This is a genomic window from Sphingomonas sp. FG14, assembly GCF_057809675.1.
In genome coordinates, this window is sequence record NZ_JBMDKK010000002.1 from 309,318 (window position 1) to 331,252 (window position 21,935).

At 64.8% G+C, this 21,935-nt stretch carries 22 protein-coding genes and 1 riboswitch; of the genes, 10 read left to right on the plus strand and 12 right to left on the minus strand.

The features are described 5' to 3' along the window. The first annotated feature begins 18 nt into the window (after nt 1-18). The 6 genes from ACODTA_RS09620 to ACODTA_RS09645 all read left to right on the plus strand — a co-directional run bounded on the left by ACODTA_RS09620 (nt 19) and on the right by ACODTA_RS09645 (nt 6,126). Entirely contained in the window at nt 19-1,206 is a 1,188-nt protein-coding gene (locus ACODTA_RS09620; RefSeq protein ID WP_489065683.1) for an alpha/beta hydrolase, read from the plus strand. 43 nt (nt 1,207-1,249) lie between these two features. Then, nucleotides 1,250-1,930 carry a hypothetical protein gene (locus ACODTA_RS09625; protein WP_489065684.1) on the plus strand — a complete coding sequence of 227 codons (681 nt, stop codon included), beginning with the start codon at nt 1,250-1,252 and terminating at the stop codon, nt 1,928-1,930. 131 nt (nt 1,931-2,061) lie between these two features. Further along, the gene (locus ACODTA_RS09630; RefSeq protein ID WP_489065685.1) at nt 2,062-2,733 is read left to right on the plus strand and encodes a Fe2+-dependent dioxygenase; all 672 of its coding nucleotides are present in this window, start codon (nt 2,062-2,064) and stop codon (nt 2,731-2,733) included. 11 nt (nt 2,734-2,744) lie between these two features. Then, complete coding sequence (locus ACODTA_RS09635) at nt 2,745-4,355, plus strand: ABC transporter substrate-binding protein (RefSeq protein WP_489065686.1); 1,611 nt, start codon at nt 2,745-2,747, stop codon at nt 4,353-4,355. Next, nucleotides 4,352-5,296, plus strand: a complete 945-nt coding sequence (locus ACODTA_RS09640; protein WP_489065687.1) for an ABC transporter permease — start codon at nt 4,352-4,354, stop codon at nt 5,294-5,296. Before ACODTA_RS09635 ends, ACODTA_RS09640 begins: the two co-directional genes overlap by 4 nt. Continuing rightward, nucleotides 5,293-6,126 (plus strand): ABC transporter permease, encoded by an 834-nt coding sequence (locus tag ACODTA_RS09645; RefSeq protein ID WP_489065688.1) that lies wholly within the window; start codon nt 5,293-5,295, stop codon nt 6,124-6,126. The genes ACODTA_RS09640 and ACODTA_RS09645 overlap by 4 nt, the downstream gene beginning before the upstream one ends. Before the next feature lie 4 nt (nt 6,127-6,130). Here the strand turns inward: ACODTA_RS09645 and ACODTA_RS09650 are convergent, their stop codons facing one another. From ACODTA_RS09650 to ACODTA_RS09660, 3 genes are all read right to left on the minus strand, one after another. Continuing rightward, nucleotides 6,131-7,033, minus strand: a complete 903-nt coding sequence (locus tag ACODTA_RS09650; RefSeq protein ID WP_489065689.1) for a homoserine O-succinyltransferase — start codon at nt 7,031-7,033, stop codon at nt 6,131-6,133. 41 nt (nt 7,034-7,074) lie between these two features. After that, nucleotides 7,075-7,182: riboswitch (SAM-I-IV-variant riboswitch) on the minus strand. Between the two features lie 45 nt (nt 7,183-7,227). Continuing rightward, nucleotides 7,228-7,416, minus strand: a complete 189-nt coding sequence (locus tag ACODTA_RS09655; RefSeq protein WP_489065690.1) for a hypothetical protein — start codon at nt 7,414-7,416, stop codon at nt 7,228-7,230. Nucleotides 7,417-7,475: 59 nt separating this feature from the next. Next, the gene (locus ACODTA_RS09660) at nt 7,476-9,302 is read right to left on the minus strand and encodes an ABC transporter transmembrane domain-containing protein (RefSeq protein WP_489065691.1); all 1,827 of its coding nucleotides are present in this window, start codon (nt 9,300-9,302) and stop codon (nt 7,476-7,478) included. A 106-nt stretch (nt 9,303-9,408) separates the two neighbouring features. Here ACODTA_RS09660 and ACODTA_RS09665 point away from each other — a divergent pair, with 106 nt between their 5' ends. Continuing rightward, nucleotides 9,409-10,626 (plus strand): polyhydroxyalkanoate depolymerase, encoded by a 1,218-nt coding sequence (locus ACODTA_RS09665; RefSeq protein ID WP_489065692.1) that lies wholly within the window; start codon nt 9,409-9,411, stop codon nt 10,624-10,626. 65 nt (nt 10,627-10,691) lie between these two features. Here ACODTA_RS09665 and ACODTA_RS09670 read toward each other — a convergent pair whose 3' ends face one another. Continuing rightward, a complete protein-coding gene (locus ACODTA_RS09670) occupies nt 10,692-11,162 on the minus strand; it encodes a pyridoxamine 5'-phosphate oxidase family protein (RefSeq protein WP_489065693.1) in 471 nt (156 codons plus the stop codon). A gap of 38 nt (nt 11,163-11,200) precedes the next feature. Then, nucleotides 11,201-11,602, minus strand: a complete 402-nt coding sequence (locus ACODTA_RS09675) for a VOC family protein (protein WP_489065694.1) — start codon at nt 11,600-11,602, stop codon at nt 11,201-11,203. A 106-nt stretch (nt 11,603-11,708) separates the two neighbouring features. On the opposite strand from ACODTA_RS09675, the gene soxR reads away from it, so the two are divergent. Then, nucleotides 11,709-12,188, plus strand: a complete 480-nt coding sequence (gene soxR / locus ACODTA_RS09680; protein WP_489065695.1) for a redox-sensitive transcriptional activator SoxR — start codon at nt 11,709-11,711, stop codon at nt 12,186-12,188. Between the two features lie 74 nt (nt 12,189-12,262). On the opposite strand, the gene ACODTA_RS09685 is transcribed toward soxR, so the two are convergent. The 4 genes from ACODTA_RS09685 to ACODTA_RS09700 form a co-directional block, all read right to left on the minus strand. Beyond that, nucleotides 12,263-13,441: an acetyl-CoA C-acyltransferase gene (locus ACODTA_RS09685; protein ID WP_489065696.1), complete on the minus strand. Its 1,179-nt coding sequence runs from the start codon at nt 13,439-13,441 to the stop codon at nt 12,263-12,265. Nucleotides 13,442-13,531: 90 nt separating this feature from the next. Beyond that, nucleotides 13,532-13,990, minus strand: coding sequence for a MaoC family dehydratase (locus ACODTA_RS09690; protein ID WP_489065697.1), 459 nt, complete (start codon nt 13,988-13,990; stop codon nt 13,532-13,534). A 179-nt stretch (nt 13,991-14,169) separates the two neighbouring features. Further along, on the minus strand, nt 14,170-15,378 hold the full coding sequence (locus tag ACODTA_RS09695) for a mechanosensitive ion channel family protein (protein ID WP_489065698.1): 1,209 nt from the start codon (nt 15,376-15,378) through the stop codon (nt 14,170-14,172). 13 nt (nt 15,379-15,391) lie between these two features. Further along, complete coding sequence (locus tag ACODTA_RS09700; protein WP_489065700.1) at nt 15,392-16,399, minus strand: DNA topoisomerase IB; 1,008 nt, start codon at nt 16,397-16,399, stop codon at nt 15,392-15,394. A 109-nt stretch (nt 16,400-16,508) separates the two neighbouring features. On the opposite strand from ACODTA_RS09700, the gene ACODTA_RS09705 reads away from it, so the two are divergent. Both ACODTA_RS09705 and ACODTA_RS09710 read left to right on the plus strand, forming a co-directional pair. Beyond that, nucleotides 16,509-17,048: a type 1 glutamine amidotransferase domain-containing protein gene (locus ACODTA_RS09705; protein ID WP_489065702.1), complete on the plus strand. Its 540-nt coding sequence runs from the start codon at nt 16,509-16,511 to the stop codon at nt 17,046-17,048. Between the two features lie 551 nt (nt 17,049-17,599). Continuing rightward, nucleotides 17,600-18,532, plus strand: coding sequence for a right-handed parallel beta-helix repeat-containing protein (locus ACODTA_RS09710; RefSeq protein WP_489065703.1), 933 nt, complete (start codon nt 17,600-17,602; stop codon nt 18,530-18,532). A gap of 44 nt (nt 18,533-18,576) precedes the next feature. Here the strand turns inward: ACODTA_RS09710 and ACODTA_RS09715 are convergent, their stop codons facing one another. The 3 genes from ACODTA_RS09715 to ACODTA_RS09725 are packed head-to-tail and all read right to left on the minus strand — an operon-like array spanning nt 18,577 to nt 21,858. After that, a complete protein-coding gene (locus tag ACODTA_RS09715) occupies nt 18,577-20,325 on the minus strand; it encodes an asparagine synthetase B family protein (RefSeq protein WP_489065704.1) in 1,749 nt (582 codons plus the stop codon). Then, complete coding sequence (locus ACODTA_RS09720; protein WP_489065705.1) at nt 20,325-21,698, minus strand: putative O-glycosylation ligase, exosortase A system-associated; 1,374 nt, start codon at nt 21,696-21,698, stop codon at nt 20,325-20,327. Before ACODTA_RS09720 ends, ACODTA_RS09715 begins: the two co-directional genes overlap by 1 nt. Next, nucleotides 21,691-21,858 carry a hypothetical protein gene (locus ACODTA_RS09725; RefSeq protein ID WP_489065706.1) on the minus strand — a complete coding sequence of 56 codons (168 nt, stop codon included), beginning with the start codon at nt 21,856-21,858 and terminating at the stop codon, nt 21,691-21,693. Before ACODTA_RS09725 ends, ACODTA_RS09720 begins: the two co-directional genes overlap by 8 nt. Nucleotides 21,859-21,935: the final 77 nt, after the last annotated feature.

The window sequence follows — 21,935 nt, forward strand, 5'->3', positions numbered from 1 at the left end:
CCCAGGGAGGCTCAGAGAATGGTTCAGCGGATGATCGTGCGCGGCATCGCTGCGCTGGGATTTTTGGGAGCGTCGCTCACATCATCGGGCAGCCTGCTCGCCGAGCCCGCGCCGCCCCCCACTCAGGCGGAAGCGGAGCGGCTGGAACTCTACAAGAAGCCGAACAAATGGTTCGAGCAACGTTTGCAGAACCCGCCCGAGATGATCGACGGCAACAGGCTGCACCCGAAGATCCAATATTATCAGGAGCAGCGCGGCCGCAAGGAAGAGGCGATCTCGGCGATGAACGCTTGGTGGGATCAGTTCCAGATTCCCCAACAGCGCCATGACGCCCGGCGCGCGGTCGATCGCACCTGGACTTATCGGACAAAGATCACCGAAGCGATGGCGAAGGTGGAAGATCGGAAGATCCGCGGTCCCGCCGGCGAGCTCAATATCCGCATCTACACACCGAAGACCGATCGGCGCGGGCCGTTGCCGGTGCTCGTATATTATCATGGTGGCGGCTGGATCATGGGCAGCCTGGAGGCCGCCGACCGCGCGACCCGGTTGATCGCCAATGAAGGTGACGTGATCGTCGTTTCGGCGGATTATCGCATGTCGCCCGAGGTGAAGCTGCCGGAGCCGCAAAGGGATGCGCAGGCGGTGTTCCAATGGACCCAGGCCAATGCCGGCAGCTTCGGCGGCGATCCGAGCCGCGTCGGTGTGGGCGGTGACAGCGCCGGCGGGCAGATGGCGATGGTCACGTCGCTGAAGCAGTGGGAGGATGGCAAGATCGTTCCCGCCTATCAGCTGCTCTATTACCCGGTCACCGATCTCAATTACAGCTACAGCTCGTTCGACAAATTCTCGAAGGGCTATGGCCTCGACAAGCATTTCGCCGACAAGATGCTGGAACTCGCGTTGGCGCAGGGCGCGGATCTCAACAATCCCCATCTGTCGCCGATCCGCGCCAGGGATCTGTCGGGCTTGCCGCCGACGATCGTGGTCACCGCCGGCTACGATATATTGCGCGATCAGGGCAGGGCGCTGGCCGACCGGCTGAAAGCCGAGGGCGTGCCGGTGATCTACAGGAACTACGGATCGCTGACCCACGGCTTCATGCAGCATTCGGGCACGATCGATGACGCGGAAACCGCCTGTGTCGAAACCGCCCAGCTCATCGGAACCGGCCTGCGCGGTCACTATCGCGGCGCCTGGTACTGAGCGCGCCGCCGATCATCGTGAAGAACAAGCAAGGGAGACCGGAATGCGTACGATGACGAAGATCTGGTATGGCATCGGCGCCTGCGCCGTGATGAGCGGGGCGGCTTCCGCCGAAACCGCCGCGCCGCCCGCCGCGGCCACGGTCGCCACCACCGCGATGCAGGCGCTGGGTGGTGCGCCCGGTGAGACGGGCAACGAGGCGGGCGCCGAGACCGGCACCGATGATTTCCCCGGCGGCTTCGATCGCGCGCTGGAAAAGGTGCTGGCCGGTGAAGGCGGCGAAGGCGGTCGTGGCTTCACCAAGATGCTGCCGAGCGTGACCTCGCCCGCGCTTCACGCATTCCAGGTGCGCAAGGCGCTGACCGGCAACACGCTTTACGCCAGCGGCGGGAGCGCGCTTCATTACGACAAGTCGGGCACGCTCTCCGGCTGGATGGGAAGCTGGGCGGTGATCTCGCCCGGTGCCTGCCCCACCGGCGTCAGGCTCGGCGAAGATCATTTCAACGGCTCCAAGGGATGCTACAAGCTGACCAAATATCCGGCCAGCGGAAGCTGGGCGATGCAGGGGGACCAGATCTGCCGGACGATCACGGCGAACGGCAAGACCGACAAGACCTGCAGCTATGTTGCGCTGCTGCTCGACAGCTTCGCGCTGTTCGATGGCGAGAAGGGGACGATGAGCGGGAAGGGATACAAGCTGCTCGCCGGCAAGCAGGTGGGGTGACCCGCGCCTGAGCACTGAATTCCGCGATGTCCGGTCGGGTGATCATATCCGATCGGACATCGCCCAGAACATTGCAGCGATGGCCGTGAAATCGTTTCGCGGCCATGGGGCGCGGTACGAACGAGCACGCCATGATCCTTTGCATTGCTGATATACTGACGTCCGACGAACTCGCCGATATCCGCAAGACGCTGGATCGCGCATCCTTCGCGTCTGGCGAAAAGACAGCGGGCTGGGCCGCGCGCGAGGTGAAGCGCAATCTTCAGCTCGAGGCCGACAAGCCTGTGCGTGACCATTTGCAGGCGCTGATCACGGACGCCCTGGCACGCAGCGAATTGTTCGCGCTTGCCGCCGGGCCCAAGACGATCAGCCCGATCCTGTTCAGCCGCTACGAGACCGGCATGGGTTATGGCGATCATGTCGACAATGCCGTGATGTCGGGCAAACCGTCGATCCGGTCGGACCTTTCCTTCACGATCTTTCTGGGCGATCCCGCCGATTATGACGGCGGTGAGCTGTCGATCGAAGATATGCAGGGCACGCAGAGCTTCAAATTGTCGGCGGGCGCGATGCTGCTCTATCCGTCGACCAGTCTGCACCGGGTGGAGACGGTGACGCGTGGCGTGCGATCGGTGGCGGTGGGCTGGGTGCAGTCGCTCATCCGCAGCACCGAACATCGCCAGATGCTGTTCGATCTGGAGACGGTGCGCCGCGAGATGTTCCTCCGCGACGGCAAGACCGCGTCGTTCGACACATTGTCGAAAACTGTATCCAATCTGTGGCGGCTATGGGTCGATCTTTGAACATCGTGCGAATGCTGCGCGATCACGCGCCGGTGATCCTGCCGCTGCTGCTGGTGGGGGGAGGCGCCCTGTGGGCGTTCGGGTCCGTCGCGCCACCCTCTACGCCGTCGGCCTCCATGGGCAGCGAGATCCGCGTCGCGATCAATTCCGACATCCTCAGCACCAATCCGGGCGTATTGCGCGACGGTAATACCGACATGGTGCTTTACCATGTCGGGGAAGCGCTGGTCGGCTATCGCGACGACCTGACGGTGGGGCCACTGCTCGCCGAGCGGATCGACGTTTCGGACGGCGGCCGCACCTATATGTTCACGCTGCGCAAGGGTGTGCACTTCCACAATGGTGCGCCGCTCACGGCGGCCGAGGTGAAATGGTCCTGGGATCGGATGCTGCGCCCCGAAACCGGCTTTCGCTGCCGCGAATTCTATGACGGTTCGGGCGCGGGAGGGTTGAAGCTCGAAGCGGTGCAGGTGCTTGCGCCCGACCGGATCGCGTTCCGGCTGAACAAGCCAAGCGTGCTGTTCCTCGACCGGATGGCCAATCTCCAGTGCCAGACCGCGATCCTGCATCCGTCCTCGGTCGCGCCCGATGGACGTTGGCGCCAGCCAGTCGGCACCGGCCCCTATATGCTTGGCGAGTGGCGCAAGGGGCGGTCGGTGACGCTGACCCGCTTTGCCGGCTATGCAGCGCGCAGCGATCCGCCCAGTGGCGTGACGGGCCGCAAGATCGCCTATGCCGATCGTCTCGTCTTCGTGGTGACGCCGGATCGGATCGCCGCCAAGTCCGCCGTCTATGCGGGCAATATCGACCTGTTGTTCGCTGTGCCGCTCAGTGCCTATCGCGAGGTGACCGCGCGCGCGAAGACGCGGGGCGACATCAACGTCTATCGTCAGCCGACGCTCGACTGGTCGGTGCTGCTGATCCAGACGCGCGATCCCCTGTTGTCCGATGTCCGGATTCGCCGCGCGATCGCCCATGCGATTTCGCCGGCGATGGTGACCACTTTCTCGACGGCGGGTCTCGCCGCCGTCAATCCTTCCGCGACCCAGCATCTCAGCCGGTATCACGGCCCGGTCGAGGATCGATGGCTTGCCTATGATCCGGCGCTCGCGCGGCGAATGGCGCGTGAGGCGGGCTATCGCGGGCAGGTGATCCGCATCCAGGCCAATCGCAAATTCTCTTACATGTATGACAGCGCGGTCGCGGTGCAGGCGATGCTGGCGGCGGCGGGCTTCAACGCGAAGATCGAGATGTATGACTGGGCAACGCAACTCCACAATTTCACGACCGGCAATTTCCAGCTCTCGACCTTCGGCTATTCGGCGCGCAGCCATCCGTCCCTGCTCTACGGCAATTTTGTCGGCTCGAAGGCCGATCGCGCCAGCGTGCAATGGGATGATCCGACGGCACGGGCGCTGGTCGCCCGGCTGGAAACCGCATCGAGCGACGCCGAGATTCAGCAATTGTTGGATACCCTCCACCTCGAAATGGAGAAGCAGGTGCCGATCATCGGCCTGTACAACGATCTTGTCGTCGATATCGCGAGCAGGAAGCTGGAGGGGTACAAGCCCTGGGCCTTTGGCCGGCCGCGACTGTGGGGTGTGAAGGTGCGGGCGCGATGACGGGTTTCCTGATACGCCGGCTGATCGGCGTCATCCCGACGCTTCTGATCACATCGATCTTCATCTTCGCGTTGCTGCGCATGGTGCCGGGCGATCCCGCCGCGCTGCTGCTGGGCGATGTCGGGGATGACGCCCAGCTTGCGGCGATCCGCGAACAGATGGGGCTCGATCGGCCATTGCCGATTCAATATCTGATCTGGCTGAAAGCGGTCGCGACCGGCGATCTCGGCACATCCTTCATGACCGGCGATCCGGTGGGGCCGGCATTGCTCGAACATTTCTGGGTGACGGCGCAGGTGGTCGGCATCGCCTTCGTTCTTGCCGCCGCGATCGCGCTGCCGGCGGGCATCTTGGCCGCCCGCCATCGCGGCCGGACGCCGGATAACGCGATCGTGGCGACCGCGACATTGTTCCTCTCGGTTCCCAGCTTCTGGGTGGGGATGCTGCTGATCATGCTTTTCGGCGAGGCGCTCGGCTGGTTGCCGACCATGGGTTTCGTCGATTTCTCGCAGCGCCCGTCCGAATGGCTGCTGCACATCGTCATGCCGGTGGTCTCGCTCGTCTTCGTCGAGGCGGCGATCCTCACCCGGCTGATGCGCGCGAGCACCATCGAGGTCCTGAGCCAGGACTATATCGCCTATGCCCGCGCCAAGGGCATTCCCGAGCGTGCTGTGCTGTGGCGGCATACGGTGAAGAACGCGCTGTCGCCGACGCTGACCATGCTCGGGCTGATCCTGGGCTCGCTGCTCAGCGGCGCGGCGGTGATCGAGACGATCTTCGGCCTGCCGGGGCTCGGCCGCTTCCTGGTCGATGCGATCTATGCGCGCGACTATCCGGTGGTGCAGGGCACGTTGCTGTTCATCGTCCTGATCTATATCGCGATCAACATCGCGGTGGACCTGATCTATCCGCTGCTCGATCCGCGCGTGAGGGCGCAATGAAGGAATTTGTCCGCCAGATCCGGCGTTCGCCGGCCTATGCGGCCAGTGCCTGCGGGCTGATCGCGATTTGCCTTCTCGCGCTGATCGGATCCTTCTGGACCCCGCTCGATCCGCTGGCGTTGTCGGTCTCCGCGCGGCTCCAGCCGCCATCCGCCACGCATTGGCTGGGGACCGATCCTTTTGGTCGGGACCTGCTGAGCCGATTGCTGGTGGGGGCGGGGGTCAGCATCAGGATCAGCCTGGCGACCGTCACCGTCTCGCTGCTGCTCGGCATATTGATCGGCACATGCGCCGGCTATTTCCGGGGCGCGACCGACAGGATCGCCTCCGCGTTCGTGGATGCGTTCCTCGCCATGCCGGGCATATTGCTGGCGCTGGCGTTGATCTCGGTACTGGGGGCGAGCGAGACAGGCGTGGTGCTGGCGCTGGGGCTTGCCTATACCCCGAACGTCGCGCGCGTCGTACGCGGCAGCGTGCTCTCGCTTCGCGAAAGCGGCTTTGTCGAGGCGGCGCGCCTGTTCGGCCATCCGCATCTGTTCATCATCCTGCGCCATATCGTGCCCAACATGGTCGGGCCGCTGACCGTTCTGGCCAGCGCCTATTTCGCGCAGGCCCTGCTGTCCGAGAGCGCGCTGAGCTTCCTCGGCCTGGGCGTGCCGCCCCCTTATCCAAGCTGGGGCGGCATCCTGGCGGAAAGCCGGCAATTCGTGGCCGACGCGCCCTGGCTGTCGCTATTCCCCGGCTTGCTGATCGTGATGTCGCTGCTCTGCATCAACCTGACGGGTGATGCGCTGCGCGACTATTTCGATCCGCGCATCGCCCGCCGCTGATCCCTCAAAGCTCGAACGGCGTGGTCTGGTAGATCTGGTTGATCCAGTTGCCGAACAGCAGATGGGCATGGCTGCGCCAGCGATTCTCGGGCGTGCGCGCCGGATCGTTTCCGGGGAAATAATTGAGCGGAACCGGCGTGCCCGGCGCGGTGATGCTGTCGCGGTGATATTCATCCGCCAGGCTGGTCGTATCATATTCGACATGGTTGAACATGTGGAGCGACCGGCGCTGCGGATCGTCGAGCAGGCACAGCCCGGTTTCCTCGCTCTCCGCCAATACGGTCATGCCGCTGTCGGCGGGAAGGTCGGCGCGGCGCACCTCCGTCCAGCGTGAGACGGGGATCGAGAAATCGTCGGAAAAGCCGCGCAGATACGGTGATGCCGGCTGGAGGTTGCGATGCCGGAAGATGCCCGATGCCTTCGCGCCCAGCTCGTATTTCGGCATGCCGTGGAAATGATGGACCGCCGCCTGCGCTGCCCAGCAGATGTTGAAGCAGCTATGGACGTGCGTCTGCGTCCAGTCGAGGATGCGGCGCATCTCGTCCCAATATGTCACGTCCTCGAAGGGCAGGCGCTCCACCGGCGCGCCGGTGATCACGAACCCGTCGAAGCGCTCGTCGTTCACGTCGGCCCAGGGGCGATAGAAGGACGCCATGTGATCGGCCGGCGTATTGCGCGCGACATGCTCGGTCAGCCGCACAAGCGTCAGTTCCACCTGAAGCGGCGTCGCGCCGATCAGGCGCGCGATCTGCGTTTCGGTGCTGATCTTGTTGGGCATCAGGTTGAGCAGCCCGATGCGGAGCGGCCGGATATCCTGCCGGATCGCGTCGGCTTCCCGCATCACCATCACGCCTTCCGACTCCAATGTGCGGAAAGCGGGCAAATCGTCGGGAATCTTGATCGGCATCGTCACGCATGTCCTTCAACTGAGAGGACAGACGCTCGTGGCTTGATCCGCTTCGTTGCCGGCTCGGCCACATCCTCCCTTGCGGGAGCGCCACCTTGCCCGGAGTGGCAGGTTGGCGTTGGGCGTCGCCCCAACTCTTGATGTTGGCGCCTATTTAGGACGGGATGCCCCGATTGGCAACGGTGGCCGCGGCGTTAATCCGCGAATGCCTGCATCCTTTCCATGCTGCGCGCGAACTCCGGCAGGAGGACCGCCATCATCGCGGCGATCACGAGCGTCAGCAGAAAAAACCCGTAGATCCAGAAGCGCACGCCGCCGTCGCGCCCACGGAATTGCGCGACATTGCGCAGGCCATGGCCGATCGATGCGAAGATTGGTTTCATGCTTCGCTTGTATCAACGGCGACGGTGCGAGGCCAGGCAAGCCTGATCCGTTCCGGACCTTAAGCCAATGCCCCGTCGAACTGCAGGCGGGCGAGGCGGGCGTAGAGGCCGCCCTGCGCGGTCAGGCTGTCATGATCGCCCTGCTCGACAATCCGCCCGTCCTCCATCACGATGATGCGATCGGCGCTGCGCACGGTGGCGAGGCGGTGTGCGATCACGATGGTCGTGCGGTTGGTCATCAGTCGCTCCAGCGCCTGTTGCACCAGCCGTTCGGATTGGGCGTCGAGCGCCGAAGTCGCCTCGTCGAGCAGCAGCACGGGCGCATCGCGCAGGATCGCGCGGGCGATCGCGACGCGCTGGCGCTGTCCGCCGGACAGTCGGGCGCCGCCTTCGCCCATGAAGGTGTCGAGTCCGTCGGGCAGCTTGCGCAGGAATTCTGCGGCATTCGCGGCCTCCGCAGCCGCCCACAGCGCCTCGTCCGAGGCATCCCAATTGCCATAGCGCAGATTGTCGCGTGCGGAGGCCGCGAAGATCACGGTTTCCTGCGGCACCATCGCGATACGCGCGCGGATATCGGCGGGATCGGCATCGGGCAGCGCCACGCCATCGAGCAGCACGCGGCCGGCATCGGGATCGTAGAAACGCTGGATGAGCTGGAACAGTGTGGATTTGCCCGCGCCCGAGGGGCCGACCACCGCCACCGTCTCGCCCGGCTTCACGGTCAGCGAGAAATCGGCGAGCGCGCTGGTTTCGCGGCGTGTGGGATAGCGGAACTCTACATGATCGAAGCGGATCTCGCCGCGCGCCGGAACCGGCAGCGGGCTTGGCGTCGCGGGGGCCGCGATCACCGGCTTCTGTGCCAGCAACTCCGCGAGCCGCCCGGCCGCCCCCGCGCCGCGCAGCAGGTCGCCATAGACTTCGGTGAGCGCGCCGAACGCGCCGGCGACAAGGCCGCCAGTCAGCACGAACGCGGCGATGGTGCCGCCGCTCATCCGTCCGGCCGCGACGTCGAGCGCGCCCTGCCACATGACGAGCGCGATCGCGCCGAAGATCAGCCCGATCACCGTCGCGGTCATCACCGCGCGCAGCATGATCCGTCGCCGGGCGGTGCCGAATACCGCCTCAACCGCCGCGCCGAAGCGGCCTGCTTCGCGATCCTGCTGGCCGAACGCCTGGACGATCTTCATCGCGCCCAGCACTTCGCTCACCATCGCGCCGACATCGGCGACGCGATCCTGGCTGCTGCGCGAGATCGTCCGCACGCGGCGGCCGAGGATCACGATCGGCATGATCACGACCGGGATGCCGACCAGCAACATGCCCGTGAGCTTGGGCGAGAGGCTGAACAGATAGGCGATGCCGCCCACGCCCATGACGAGGTTGCGCATCGCGACCGAAATGGTGGTGCCAACGAGCTGCTCGATGATCGTGGTGTCCGCCGTCAGCCGCGACGCGATCTCGGACGGGCGGTTCTCCTCGAAGAAGCTTGGCGACAGGCGCAGCAGGTTGCGCTGCACCGCCAGGCGCAGATCGGCCACCACGCGTTCGCCCAGCCAGGAGACGAAGTAGAAGCGGAACGCGGTGGCGATCGCCATCACCACGACGATCAGCAGCAGATACTGGAACCAGCGCCCGATATCGCCGCCGCCGCCCTGCACGAAACCGCGATCGATGATCAGCCGGAAGCTGCTGGGAATGGCGAGGGTCGCGCCGGCGGCGACGAGCATCGCGGCGGCGGCGGCCGCGATATGGCCGGGATAGCGAACCGCCATCCGCCAGACCATGCCGAGATCGCCGAGGTTGCGGCCCGAACGCGACTGCGTTGCGCGGTCGGTCGTGTCGGCCTTTGCTGTGTCGACTGCCCGTTCGCTGACCGTTTCGCTCATGGCGCGGCCCTAGCAGCCCGAACCGGCCCGCTCAATCGAAGCTTTGCGCTTTTGCATTGCAGCAAATGCGCCTAGGTAAAGCGGGAGACAATGTGAAAGTGGATGAATGCTCTACAACGCCTATGAGATGCAGCGCTCGTTGCTGGCCGGGGCCAGCGCGATGGCGCATATGAGCGCGGAATTCCTTCAGAACCCTGCCAACCCCTTCTCTTATTTCGGCGGCGGCCCGATCCTGGCCTCCGCGCTGGACGTTTTCGCGCACGCCTCCGCGCCGCGCGGCAAGCCCGCTTTCGGACTGATCGAAACCGAGATCGACGGGCGCAAGGTGGAGGTGAGCGAGCAGATCGTGCTGCAAAAGCCGTTCGGCCAGCTCAAGCGTTTCGTGCGCGAAGGCGTGGAGGGCGGCCCCAGGCTGCTGATCGTCGCGCCGATGTCCGGCCATTATGCGACGCTGCTGCGCGGAACGGTCCAGCGCATGCTGCCAAGCTGCGACGTCTACATCACCGACTGGCGCGACGCGAAGATGGTGCCGCTGTCGGAAGGCGCGTTCGATCTTGACGATTACATCGATTATCTGATCGCTTTCCTCGAACATATCGGGCCGGGCGCCCATGTGCTCGCGGTCTGCCAGCCTTCGGTGCCGAGCTTCGCCGCGGTCGCGCTGATGAACGCGGACAAGCATCCCTGCACGCCCAAGACGCTGACGATGATGGGCGGCCCGATCGACACGCGCGAGGCGCCGACGGCGGTGAACACGCTGGCGACGCAGCGGCCGCACGCCTGGTTCGAACAGAATGTGATCGCGACCGTGCCGATGCATTATCCGGGCGCCAACCGGCAGGTCTATCCGGGCTTCCTGCAGCTTGCCGGGTTCATGACGATGAACCTGGGCGATCACCTGATGAGCCATTGGGAGATGTTCAAGCATCTCGTTCAGGGCGACGAGGAAAGCGCGGACGCCACGAAGCGCTTTTACGACGAATATCGTTCGGTCTGCGACATGACGGCGGAATTCTATCTCCAGACCATCGATGTCGTGTTCCAGACGCACGCGCTGCCCAATGGTGCCTTCAAGCATCGCGGCAAGCTGGTTGATGCCGGCACGATCACCGACACCGCGATCCTGGCGATCGAGGGTGAGCGCGACGATATTTCGGGCCTGGGCCAGACCAAGGCGGCGCTGACCATCGCCAACAAGCTGCCCGCAGCCAAGAAGAAATATTTCATGGCGCCGGCAGTCGGCCATTACGGCATCTTCAATGGCAGCAAATGGCGCAACACCATTGCGCCGGTGCTCGAAGCCTGGATCGCCAAGTTCGATTGAATCGAAAAGGGGAAGGCGGGAGCCTTCCCCATCTTTCTGAAATCAAGGACTCCGCCGGACTGCGCCTATAGCGTCAGTTCGGCATGCTTGCCGCGCTCCTCCTCGCGGATATCGCCGCCGGTGAGCAGCTTGAACAGGCCCTTCACCGACAGGTCGGCCAGCCAGATCTCCGCATCGTCGAGATCGAAGCGCAGCATCAACAGCGATGGATCGTCGCGGCCGCCGGGATACCAGGCTTCCACCTGTTTCGACCAATAGCGATCGATCACCGCCGGATCGGTCTCCGCCACCAGCGTGCCGCGTATGCAGGCGAACAGGTCGTGCCCCTTGGCGGCGAACTGCGCCATTGCCGGGCCGCCTGGCGCCAGGCGATTGTCCCTGGCGGTATAGAACCAGAAGGCGCTGTCCGCATGTTTGTCGAGCTGGGCCGTCATCGGCACGCTGTGCCGGTGGCCGTCGTCCAGCCCGACCATCAGATAGGGGCTGGCCTCGAATTCCTTCCAGAAACGCTTGCGGATATCGCTGTCGCTGCTCATCGTCGATCTCCTTTTCCAGGCTTATCAAGCGTCTGGCATCACGGGATGTTCCCTGCGGTTGCGCGATAGCCGACGATCTCGAACTCGATGCCGTCGTGATCGAGGAAGTAGAAGCGCCGGCCGGGTTCGTAATCGCCATGCGAGAAGGGGACGAAGCCCAGCGCGATCACGCGCGCCTCGGTGGCGCCGAGATCGTCCACTTCCACGCCGACATGATTGAGCGGTTCGCCCTTGGGATAGCGGGTGTTCCCATGCATGCCGTCCGGACCGGTGTAGAAAGCCAGATAGGCGGAGGCGCTGCCGACATGGATGGTGAAGCCGCCGTCGCGCGCCGGCCCGCGCCAACGCTCCTTCCAGCCGAACAGCTCTTCGGCCATGCGGGCCGAGCGTTCGGGATCACTGACCGTCAAATTCACATGTTCGATCGTCGCTTGCGCCATTTTCCGCTCCTGTATCCGGCCGAGTCCTCGGCCGATCGGGGTTGACGCCATCTCGATGCAACCTAAACCTAAGTTCAGGTCAAGCTTTTTTGAACAGAGAAACGCGATGCGTGCGAGTGATGTGATTTCGATCGGCGACCTGGCGTCGCGCACCGGGGTCGCGGTGTCCGCGATCCGCTTCTACGAAGCGAAGGGATTGCTGCATCCCTATCGAAACGCCGGCGGCCAGCGGCGCTTCCTGCGATCGGATATCCGCCGGCTGTCCTTCATCCTGATCGCGCAGCAGCTTGGCCTCAGTATCGAGGCGATCGGGATCGAACTGGCGAAGCTGCCCGATGGGCGCACGCCCAACGCGGCGGACTGGAAACGGATCAGCAGGGCGATGCGCGTGTTGCTCGATGCCCGGATCGCGCAACTCGCGCGCACGCGCGACCGGCTGGACGACTGCATCGGGTGCGGCTGCCTGTCGCTCGCCAGTTGCGCGCTCTACAATCCCGAGGATCGCGCGGCGGCGCGCGGTGCGGGGCCGCGTTACGTGCTGGGGGACGAGGCGCCGGGCGAACCCGTTTGCCGGTCGGGCGGATAGGCTAGTCTGGACATGGATCGGCGGCGTCCTTGCTGTCGATTCTCGCGCAAGGACACCGCCGATCCGAACTTGTTTTAGAACACCTCGAACAGGCCGGCCGCACCCATGCCGCCGCCGATGCACATCGTCACCACGACATGCTTGGCGCCCCGGCGCTTGCCCTCGATCAGCGCGTGGCCGACCATGCGCGCGCCCGACATGCCATAGGGATGGCCGATCGAGATCGCGCCGCCATTGACGTTGAGCAGTTCATTGGGAATGCTCAGCTTGTCGCGGCAATAGAGCACCTGCACGGCGAACGCCTCGTTCAGTTCCCAAAGGCCGATATCGTCCATCTTCAGGTCGAAGCGTTCGAGCAGCTTGGGGATCGCGAAGACCGGGCCGATGCCCATCTCGTCGGGCTCGGTGCCGGCGACCGCCATGCCGACATAGCGACCGAGCGGATTGAGGCCCTTCTTCTCGGCGAGCCTGGCTTCCATGAGGACGCTGGCCGCCGATCCGTCCGAAAGCTGGCTGGCATTGCCGGCGGTGATGTTCATGCCGGGGCCCATCACGGGCTGGAGCGCGGCCAGGCCTTCCAGCGTGGTTTCAGGCCGGTTGCCCTCGTCCTTGGCGAGCGTCACCTCCTTGTGCGTGACCTCGCCCGTCTCCTTGTTGGTGACGGCCATGGTCGCGGTGGTGGCGACGATCTCGTCGTCGAACTTGCCCGCGGCTTGGGCGGCGGCGGTGCGCTGCTGCGACTGGAGCGAATATTCGTCCTGCGCCTCACGGCTGATGCCGTAGCGCGCGGCGACCGTCTCGGCGGTGCCGAGCATCGGCATGTAGATGTCCTTGTGCAGCGCCAGCAGTTCGCGGTCCGGGGCGACGCGCATCTCCTTGGTCTGGACGAGCGAGATCGATTCGACGCCGCCGCCGATGCACACGTCCATGCGATCGGTGATGATCTGCTTGGCGGCGGTGGCGATCGCCATCAGGCCCGACGAGCATTGCCGGTCGAGCGACATGCCGGAAACGGTGACGGGGAGGCCAGCGCGCAGCAAGGCGGTACGCGCGATATTGCCCGCCTGGCTGCCTTGCTGGAGCGCGGCGCCGAAACAGACATCGTCGACTTCGCCGCCCTCGATCCCGGCGCGTTCCACGGCCGCGCGGATCGCATGGCTACCCAGCGTGGGTGCGGCGGTGTTGTTGAACGCGCCACGATAGGCGCGGCCGATCGGGGTGCGGGCGGTGGAAACGATGACGGCGTCACGCATGGGACTCTCCTTGATCCCCCTTCACCGGATGGAAAGGGGCGGGGTTGCACGGAACATGATATGGGGCGGCGATTGCCGTCCCGCGACAGGTCACACGAAAAACTGGCTGATCCATTCGGCGATGAGCGCCGGCTTGTCCTCGCCCTCGATCTCGACGGTGAACTCGATCACCTGCTGCCACTGGCCCGGGCGCTTCTCGTCGAGTTCCAGCAGCTTGAAACGGCCGCGCACGCGCTTGCCGGAGCGGACGGGCGCCAGGAACCGCGTCTTGTTGCCCCCATAGTTCACGCCCATCTTGACGTCGGCGATCTTGGGGCCGTCCGCCTTCGCCATGAGCAGCGGCATCAGCGAGAGCGTCAGGAAACCATGGGCGATCGTGCCGCCGAAGGGCGTGAGCTTCGCCTTTTCAGGGTCGACATGGATGAACTGATGATCGCCCGTCGCCTCGGCGAACTTATCGATCATCGCCTGGGTCACCTCGACCCAATCGGACACGCCGATTTCTTCGCCGATCCTGGCCTGCAACTGCTGCGGTGTAACGGTGTTCACGCGTTTCCTTTCGTCCGCTCCCGATGGCCGGTGCGCGCGCAATCCTGCCCCGCGCATCGTGCGGCGGGAAAATAGGGTGGGGCGTGGCACAGAGTCAAAAGCGGTGGATTCCGCAACGTCATGCCGCCCGCCTGTCCGGCGGGAGCCGAGTCGAACCCCGCATGTCACTCCGACGCGCGTTAAGGGGTCTTGCGCGTACGTCCTGTCCGGCTTGGAGCCGCCTCCGGTTCGGGAGCGATCAGCTTGGTTTCGCTGGGATAGGGCATGACGAGCGTGCCGTCCGGCGCGGCGGTGAAGCTGGTCTGCGTCGGATAGGCGAATTCGATGCCTTCCGCGTTGAAGCGCTGCAATATGTCGATGCAGACCTTGCTGCGCGCCTCGAACACCTCGTCATAATTTTCGGACAGCACGTCGAACTGCGCTTCATAGTCCAGGCTCGACGCGCCGAAGCCGGTCATGCCGCAGCGGATCATCTGGCATTTGGGGTGGGCCTCGACGATCGCCTTGATCATCGCCGGGATCTCCGCGCACACGTCCGGCGGCGTCTGATAGGTGACGCCGATCGTCAGCACATGGCGGCGGCGATGCAGGCGCGCCATGTTGTGCAGTTCCTTGTTGAGCAGGTTGGCGTTGGAGATCACGACCTCCTCGCCCGAGATCGCGCGCACGCGCGTCGTCTTGAGGCCGATCTGTTCGACGGTGCCTGAAGTCGTATCCCATTTGATCGCGTCGCCGCGCCGGAAGGGTTTGTCGAACAGGATCGAAAGCGCGGCGAACAGGTCGGAGAAGATGCCCTGCGCGGCCAGGCCGATCGCGATGCCGCCGATGCCGAGGCCGGCGACCAGGCCGGTGACGTTGACGCCCAGATTGTCGAGCACGACGATGATCGCGACCGCGAACAAGACCACCGTCACCAGCAGGCGGATGATGCCCATCGCGCTGCCCAGCGCTTCGGCGCGGTGCGCGTCGGTACCCGCGCGATGCTCGATCACGCCCAGCACGATCTCGCGCGCCCAGATGGCCGCCTGGAACACGGCCGAAACGGTGAAGAGGAAAGTGATCGTCCGCGCGACCATGTCGGGCGTCTGCGCATAGCCGGAAACCAGCCGGGCGGAGACCATGATCATGAAGAAGGTGCCGGTCCGCGAGATCGCGCGGCCGATCACGCTCAACCAGCCGGTATGATCTTCCTTGTTGCACAATTTCATGCCCAGCCGGCGCAATCCGACCAGCAGGAAGAAGACACCGGTGGCGATCGCCGCCGCGATCAGGATCTGCAGGCTGTGATTGTCGAGCCAGACCATGCTGTCATGCCATAGTTGGGCGATCGATTTCTCGACATCGACATCGGGCAGAGTCGCGGGTGCGCTCTTGTTGGTGGCGGCCATCGGGGTCTCCTCTTCAGGCGGCGCGCTTGGCCGGGGCTGCCGACAGGCCGTCGAGATAGTCGATCAGCCCGCGTTCGGCGCGGCTCAGATACCGGGTGGCGCGCGGCAGATGCAAGGGCAGGGGATTGCCCTGCTTGCTGGTGGCCAGTTCGGTGAGCGCGGGGTGGACATAGGATTTTCGCGCGATAGCGGGGGTATTGCCCAGCGCGGCGCAAACGGGTTCGAGCAGCGCCTTCAACGGCAAGCGGCCGCCGCTGGCGTGAAGCGCGGCGAAGGCGAGCACGCTGGCGCCCCAGGTCCGGAAATTCTTGGCGGTGAAATCCTCGCCGGAAGCCTCGCGCAGATAGTCGTTGACGTCGGTCGAGGTGACGGCGTGGGCGACGCCGTCGGCGTCGAGATATTGGAACAGATGCTGTCCCGGCAGATCCTGGCAGCGTTTCACGAAGCGCGCCAGCGATGCGTCGGTGATCCGCATCGTCACGTCCTTGCCCGATTTCGCGCGATAGCTCAGCCGCAACGTCGCGCCCTTCACCCTGGCATGGCGGTTGCGCAGGGTGGTCGCGCCGAAGCTCCTGTTCGATCTGGCATAGGCTTCGTTGCCGACGCGCAGATGGCCAAGGTCGAGCAGGCGCACCACGGCGGCGACCGCGCGCTCCCTGCTGATCGCGGTTCGGCGCAGGTCGCTTTCCACGCGCGTGCGGATCAGCGGCAGCACGCGGCCGAAATCGGCGCAGCGATCATATTTCTCATGTTCGCGGCGGGCGCGGAAATCGGGGTGGTAGCGATATTGCTTGCGCCCCTTGTCGTCATAGGCGGTCGCCTGGATATGGCCGTGCGGCGACGGGCAGAACCATGCATCGGCATAAGCGGGCGGCAGCGCCACCGCGTTCAGGCGATCGATCTCGTCGCGATCGGTGATCCGCTTGCCCTCCGGGTCGAAATACCCCCAGGCCCGGCCGATCTTCCTGCGGGTGATGCCGGGCAGGGCATCGTCGACGTAACAGAGCTTGGGCACGCGCACTCCAGGATGGTTTCGCCTTTTTCAACCCACGGTCCGCCCGATCGTTCCGGAACGGAGTCGCGTCGCCACGGGTTCATGGTCCCGATCCATCCACAACGGGAAGACATCCATGCCCAGCATTTCCGACGCGCGAATCCTGATCCTCGCGACTGACGGATTTGAAAATTCGGAATTGTTCGACCCACGCCAGACCTTGATCGACGCGGGCGCGACCGTGCACCTCGCCTCTCCCGATATCGCTCCGATCCGCGGCGTGAAGCACGACAAGGCCGGCGACCGCATAACGCCCGACATGGCGCTCGATCAGGTCGATCCCAATGCCTATGACGCGCTGCTGCTGCCCGGCGGCGTCGCCAATCCGGACCGGCTGCGCATGGAGCGCAAGGCCATCGAGGTGATCCGCGATTTCGCCCATGCCGAAAAGCCGGTGGCGGCGATCTGCCATGGCCCCTGGCTGCTGGTGGAGGCGGACGTGATCCGCGAACGGACGGTGACAGGCTGGCCATCGATCCGGACAGACCTCAGCAACGCCGGCGGCAAGGTGGTGGACGAGCAGGTCGCGACCGACGGCTTCCTGATCACCAGCCGCAAGCCCGACGATATCCCGGCCTTCACCGATGCGCTGATCGAGGCGATCGAGGCGCGCTAGGACAAGGTCGGTACCGTCATTCCGGCTTTCGCCCATTGCTGTCCGGGATTATCTGGCGAGGGGCATGCGCAGGACCGGGGGTCGCGGGGAGAGGGCGGACAGGCTCAATGTCGAGACATGTTCTGGTGTGGCTCCACACCAGGCCAGGTTCATATCGTTGTGCCCACCAGATCCGTTCGGGCTGAGCCTGTCGAAGCCCTGCCTTTTCCTGGGTTCGAGATAGAAGAACAGGGCTTCGACAGGCTCAGCCCGAACGGTTGGGGGACCGGCGCGCTATCTTTATGCCAAGCGCATCGGATATTTCCCACTCAATCGTTCGCTTCCCAAAAATCTCCGACAGCAATGCGCGAAAGCCGGACATAGTCGACCTTAGGGCAATCCTGCGTGTCGTCAGGCGCGAGATTCCGGCTTCGCCAGAATGCCGGTGCGGGCGGGAACAGAAATTTGTTTAGGTTAACGAACTGCCTATCCTAACCAATTGGTGACTCATCTGAACTATGAGGGGCGCGATTGTGGCGATTCCGCGCCATGCCGATCTGTGGAGACCCTCGATGCGCCTGCCCGCGCTGCTCGTCCTCTCGTTCGCCCTTGCCGCGCCCGCCGCGTCGCAATCGGGCAATGCGCCCTTCACCGTCGCCGAAACCGGCCAGTCCTTCGCAACCCTCCAGGACGCGGTTTCTGCGATCGGCGACGGCACGGGCACGATCCGCATCGCGCCCGGCCGCTATCGCGATTGCGCCGTGCAGGAAGGCGGCAATGTCTCGTTCGTCGCGGCCGAGCCCGGCAAGGCGATCTTCGAAAGCGCGATCTGCGAAGGCAAGGCGACGCTGGTCCTGCGCGGGGCGCGCTCGCGCGTCGAAGGCATCGTCTTCAGGCACAATAACGTGCCCGACGGCAACGGCGCGGGCATCCGTATCGAAAAGGGCAATCTCGACGTCGTCAACGCCATGTTCCTCGACAGCCAGTGCGGGATCCTGTCCGCCTCCGATCCGTCGAGCGCGATCCGCATCGTCCATTCCACCTTCTCCGGCCTGGGCAAGGATCCGAACGGCAATGGCGCGCACGGTGTCTATATCGGGGACTATGGCTCGCTGAGCATCGAGAATTCCCGGTTCGATCGCGGCACAGGCGGCCATTACGTCAAGAGCCGCGCGCCGCGCGTCAAGATCCTGGACAGCAGCTTCGACGACAGCCTGGGCCAGCACACCAATTATTCGATCGACCTGTCGAACGGCGCGACCGGCCGTATCGCCGGCAACACCTTCGTGGTGGGGCCGAACAAGGACAATTACTCGACGATCATCACCGTCGCTCCCGAGGGGCGCGAAAGATCGTCAACCGGCCTCGTGGTTGAAGGCAACACCGCGACGGTGGCGCCGGGCTTCAAGAACCGCACCACCCTGGTCGGCAACTGGACCAACGACACGATCATGGTGCGCGGCAACACGCTGGGCGAGCAGGTCGCGGCGCAGGCGTCGCGCTGACGTTCCGGCTATCGCGCGTCCTTCGAGACGCGCGATAGCCAAACTCACCCCGCCATGCGCGATCCGAGATGCGCGGCGAGATATTCAAGGCACGCGATCCGGCGCCACATGCCGCTGTCAGTGATCGCATCCACATTGAAGAAGCGCCGCATCGCCGGAAAATCGAGATCGATCACGCGGCGCATATAATCGGGCTCCAGCAGCCCGCCATGTTCGTCGCCCATCGGGCCGAGCTTGCGGCGGATCGCATAGGTCCGCGCGCGCAGCCAGCTCGGCCGGATGCGCGACGACCATTCCTCGAACAGGTGCCTGCGATTGGGTGGCCCGGCGAAATCATGGCCATAGGCGCTCATGTGCCGCGCGAGCGCGGGATCGATCGCGTTGAGCAGCATCGCCTCGAAACGGCCGGCATGTTTCAGCCGCATCGGCAGCGTCATCGCTTCCGCGACGAGCTGGTGATCGAGGAAGGGCATCAGATAGGCTCCCAGCCGCGCCTCGACGCCGATCTCGCGGCCGAACAGCGCGCGGCAGCGGACGCGCGGATAAACCTGCTCGATCAGCGCGCGCGGCACCTTGCGGTCACGCGACGGCGCGTCGATCGCCTCGGCGATCTTGTCGCCGATCCGCGCCAGAAAGGCATCGGGCTCGAACACCGCGGTCGCGTCACCGGGTGCGAAGCGCGCGAAAAAGGTGCGCGCCACCGCGATCGGGCTGGTCGGGCGATCGGCCAGGAAGAAAAAGTCGCGAAAAATCTCTCCACAGCCGCCTGACGCCGCCAGCCGGCCGCCGGCATGGCGCGCCTGGCGGGCATCGCCATAGCCACCCTCGTCGAAGATATTGCCATAGGTGGGCAGTGCGTCGAGATCGTGGAAATTCGCCTCGACCAGCGCGGGGAACGCCTCGGGATCGGGCGCCGGGCGGCCCTTGTCGACATAGTCGACCGCGAATCCCTCTGCTTCACCGATCGCCAGCGCGATATCGACATCGGCGTCGCCGGGATCGCCATAGACATAGATATAGGGTTTCGAGCCCGCCGCGCGCAGCGAGGCGAGCAGCAGCCGCGAATCGAGCCCGCCCGACAATGGGCAGTTCACCTTGTCGCCGAATGCGCGGACATGGGCGCCGACGATCGACTGGAGACGCTCGACATGGCGCGGCAGCCGTTCCGCCGCGCTCGCGCGCGATGCGGCGCCGGGCAGGGGCTTGTCGATCGTGTGAAGCATGACGCCGTCGGGCGTCAGTTCGACCATCCGGCGCGGCGACAGCGTCTTGAGGTCGGCAAGGATCGTGTCGTCGCCGATCGGGACCACGTTGAACGCGAATTCGTAGACGCCCTGAGGATCGAAGGACAGGCGTGGCAACGCCTTCGCGGCGGCGAGGAACGAGGTGGAGAAGACCCGGTGCTCGCCGTCATGGAAAAGCTGGAATGCCGCGAAATAATCGGAGAGCAGGAAGGTTCGCCCACCCTTGCGCAGCAGCAGAGCGAATTGGCCGCCGATTCGCGACCAGTCGAGCGCGGGCGGCGTCGCGTGATCGAGCAGCGCTTCCAGCGCGGCGCGGCCCATCAGCCCATCGACGGTGATCGTGCCCGCCACGGCGACCATATCGTCGCCGCGCGCGAGGAAGGTCTCCGGGCCGCCATGAACATAGGGGCGGCGCAAGAGCCGCCAGCCAGGCAGCGTCGCTTCGCCGCCGCCCGCGAAACCGTGCAACGCGAACTGCGCGCGCGCTTCGGCCAGCGCGGCCTCGGCGAATGGGCTGCCATCCGCGCGGACAAGGAAGATGCCGGCCATCAGCTCTCCGAAACTTGGGGAAGGGCGGTGGCGCGCGCACGCTTCGCGACGGGCACGAACGCCGCCTCGCGCGCGCGCCGCGTCACATAGGTGTCGAAGCCGATCTGGATCGCGATCAGCATCCAGATGAAGGGCTGGAAGGCGATGCCGACGAACAGAGAGCCGACCAGATAGATGATCTGGGTGTGCTGGAGCGCGATCGCGAGCGGGGCGATCCAGCGCTGGTGATCGGCGGTCTTGTCCTTGTAGCGCCGGCGGAGCATCTCCATCCGGAACAGGCCGATCGCCTGGATGAGCAGCCACAGCGCCAGCCCCGGATACCCCTGTTCGCCCAGCATCTCGAAATAGGCGCTGTGGAAAGCGCGGCCCTGATCGGTCTCCTGCTTCGCCTCGACCGTGGTGTTCCCGCCCGATTCGGTCTTCTTGACGGTCTGGAACGAGATCCGGTTCTCGCGATAGGAATGGAAGCCGCCACCCATCGGATGGTCCTTGGCGTATTCCCAGGTCCAGGCCCAGACGGCGAGGCGGGTGCCCGCGCTTTCGTCGGCCTTGTATTCCTTGATCGTGTCCATGCGCTGGGTAAAGCTGCTGGGCAGCAGCGGCAGCGCGATCAGCCCTGCCAATCCCGCCAGTCCGATCCAGACCATGCGCCGTTTGCTGAAGCGCAGCAGCAGCACCGCCAGCACGCCGATGCAGACCAGCCCGGTGCGCGCCTCGGTGCCGATCGGCATCAGCAGGCAGGCGAAGCAGAGCGCGAGCCCGAACAGGGTGACGCGCCATTCGGGCGGAAAGATCGTGCCGTGCTTCATCATGTACAGGATCAGCGGGATGATCGCGATCGCGACGGTCGAGATGATGCTCGATTCGTAGAGGCCGGAATTGTTGCTGACCATCAGGTTGAGCACGCCATAGCCACCACCGGAGGTGGCGGTCTTGAGGCCGCCGACGATGATGATCGATCCGGCGCACAGGATCATGGTGAGGATCAGCGCCTCGATCCGGAGCTTGGTGTGCAGCGTCAGCGGAAGGAAGGCGGAAAAGGCAAGGCCTTTCCACACCCAGTCCCATTTCTGCGCCGCATCTATCGGGAAGTTCGACCAGGTCATGGTGATCCCGCAATAGATCAGCAGCAGGATGATCAGCCCCTGGCGCGGCGCGAAGCGGGCGTTGGCCTTGTTGTCAGCGACCAGCCAGCCCAGGATCGCGAGCGCCGCCGCGATCATCGAGATCGGAATGGAATTGAGCAGATAATAGGTCAGCCGCTGCGGCGAGACGATATCGATATAGGCATAGACGAGCACGAACAGGAACGGCCGCCGAAAGCCCAGCGCGATGAAAGCCGCGAGGAAACCCAGAAAGACGAGATCACGCACCGAAGCGTTTTCCCGATGAGGGTTTGCCGCCGAATTTCGGCGCGGACACTTCGTCCGGCGGCGGCGGCGGTTCGCTGTCGAGATCGGCGCGGAACAGCAGCCGCCATGCCAGGAGCAGCAGCAGGCCGTGGGTCAGCGCGAGGGAGAAATTGTCGATCACGAAGCCCCGCTTAGCAGAATGCGGTTGACGTCGCGTTAAACCTTGCCGTGCAAAGGAGCAGGCGAAGACGATCCGGG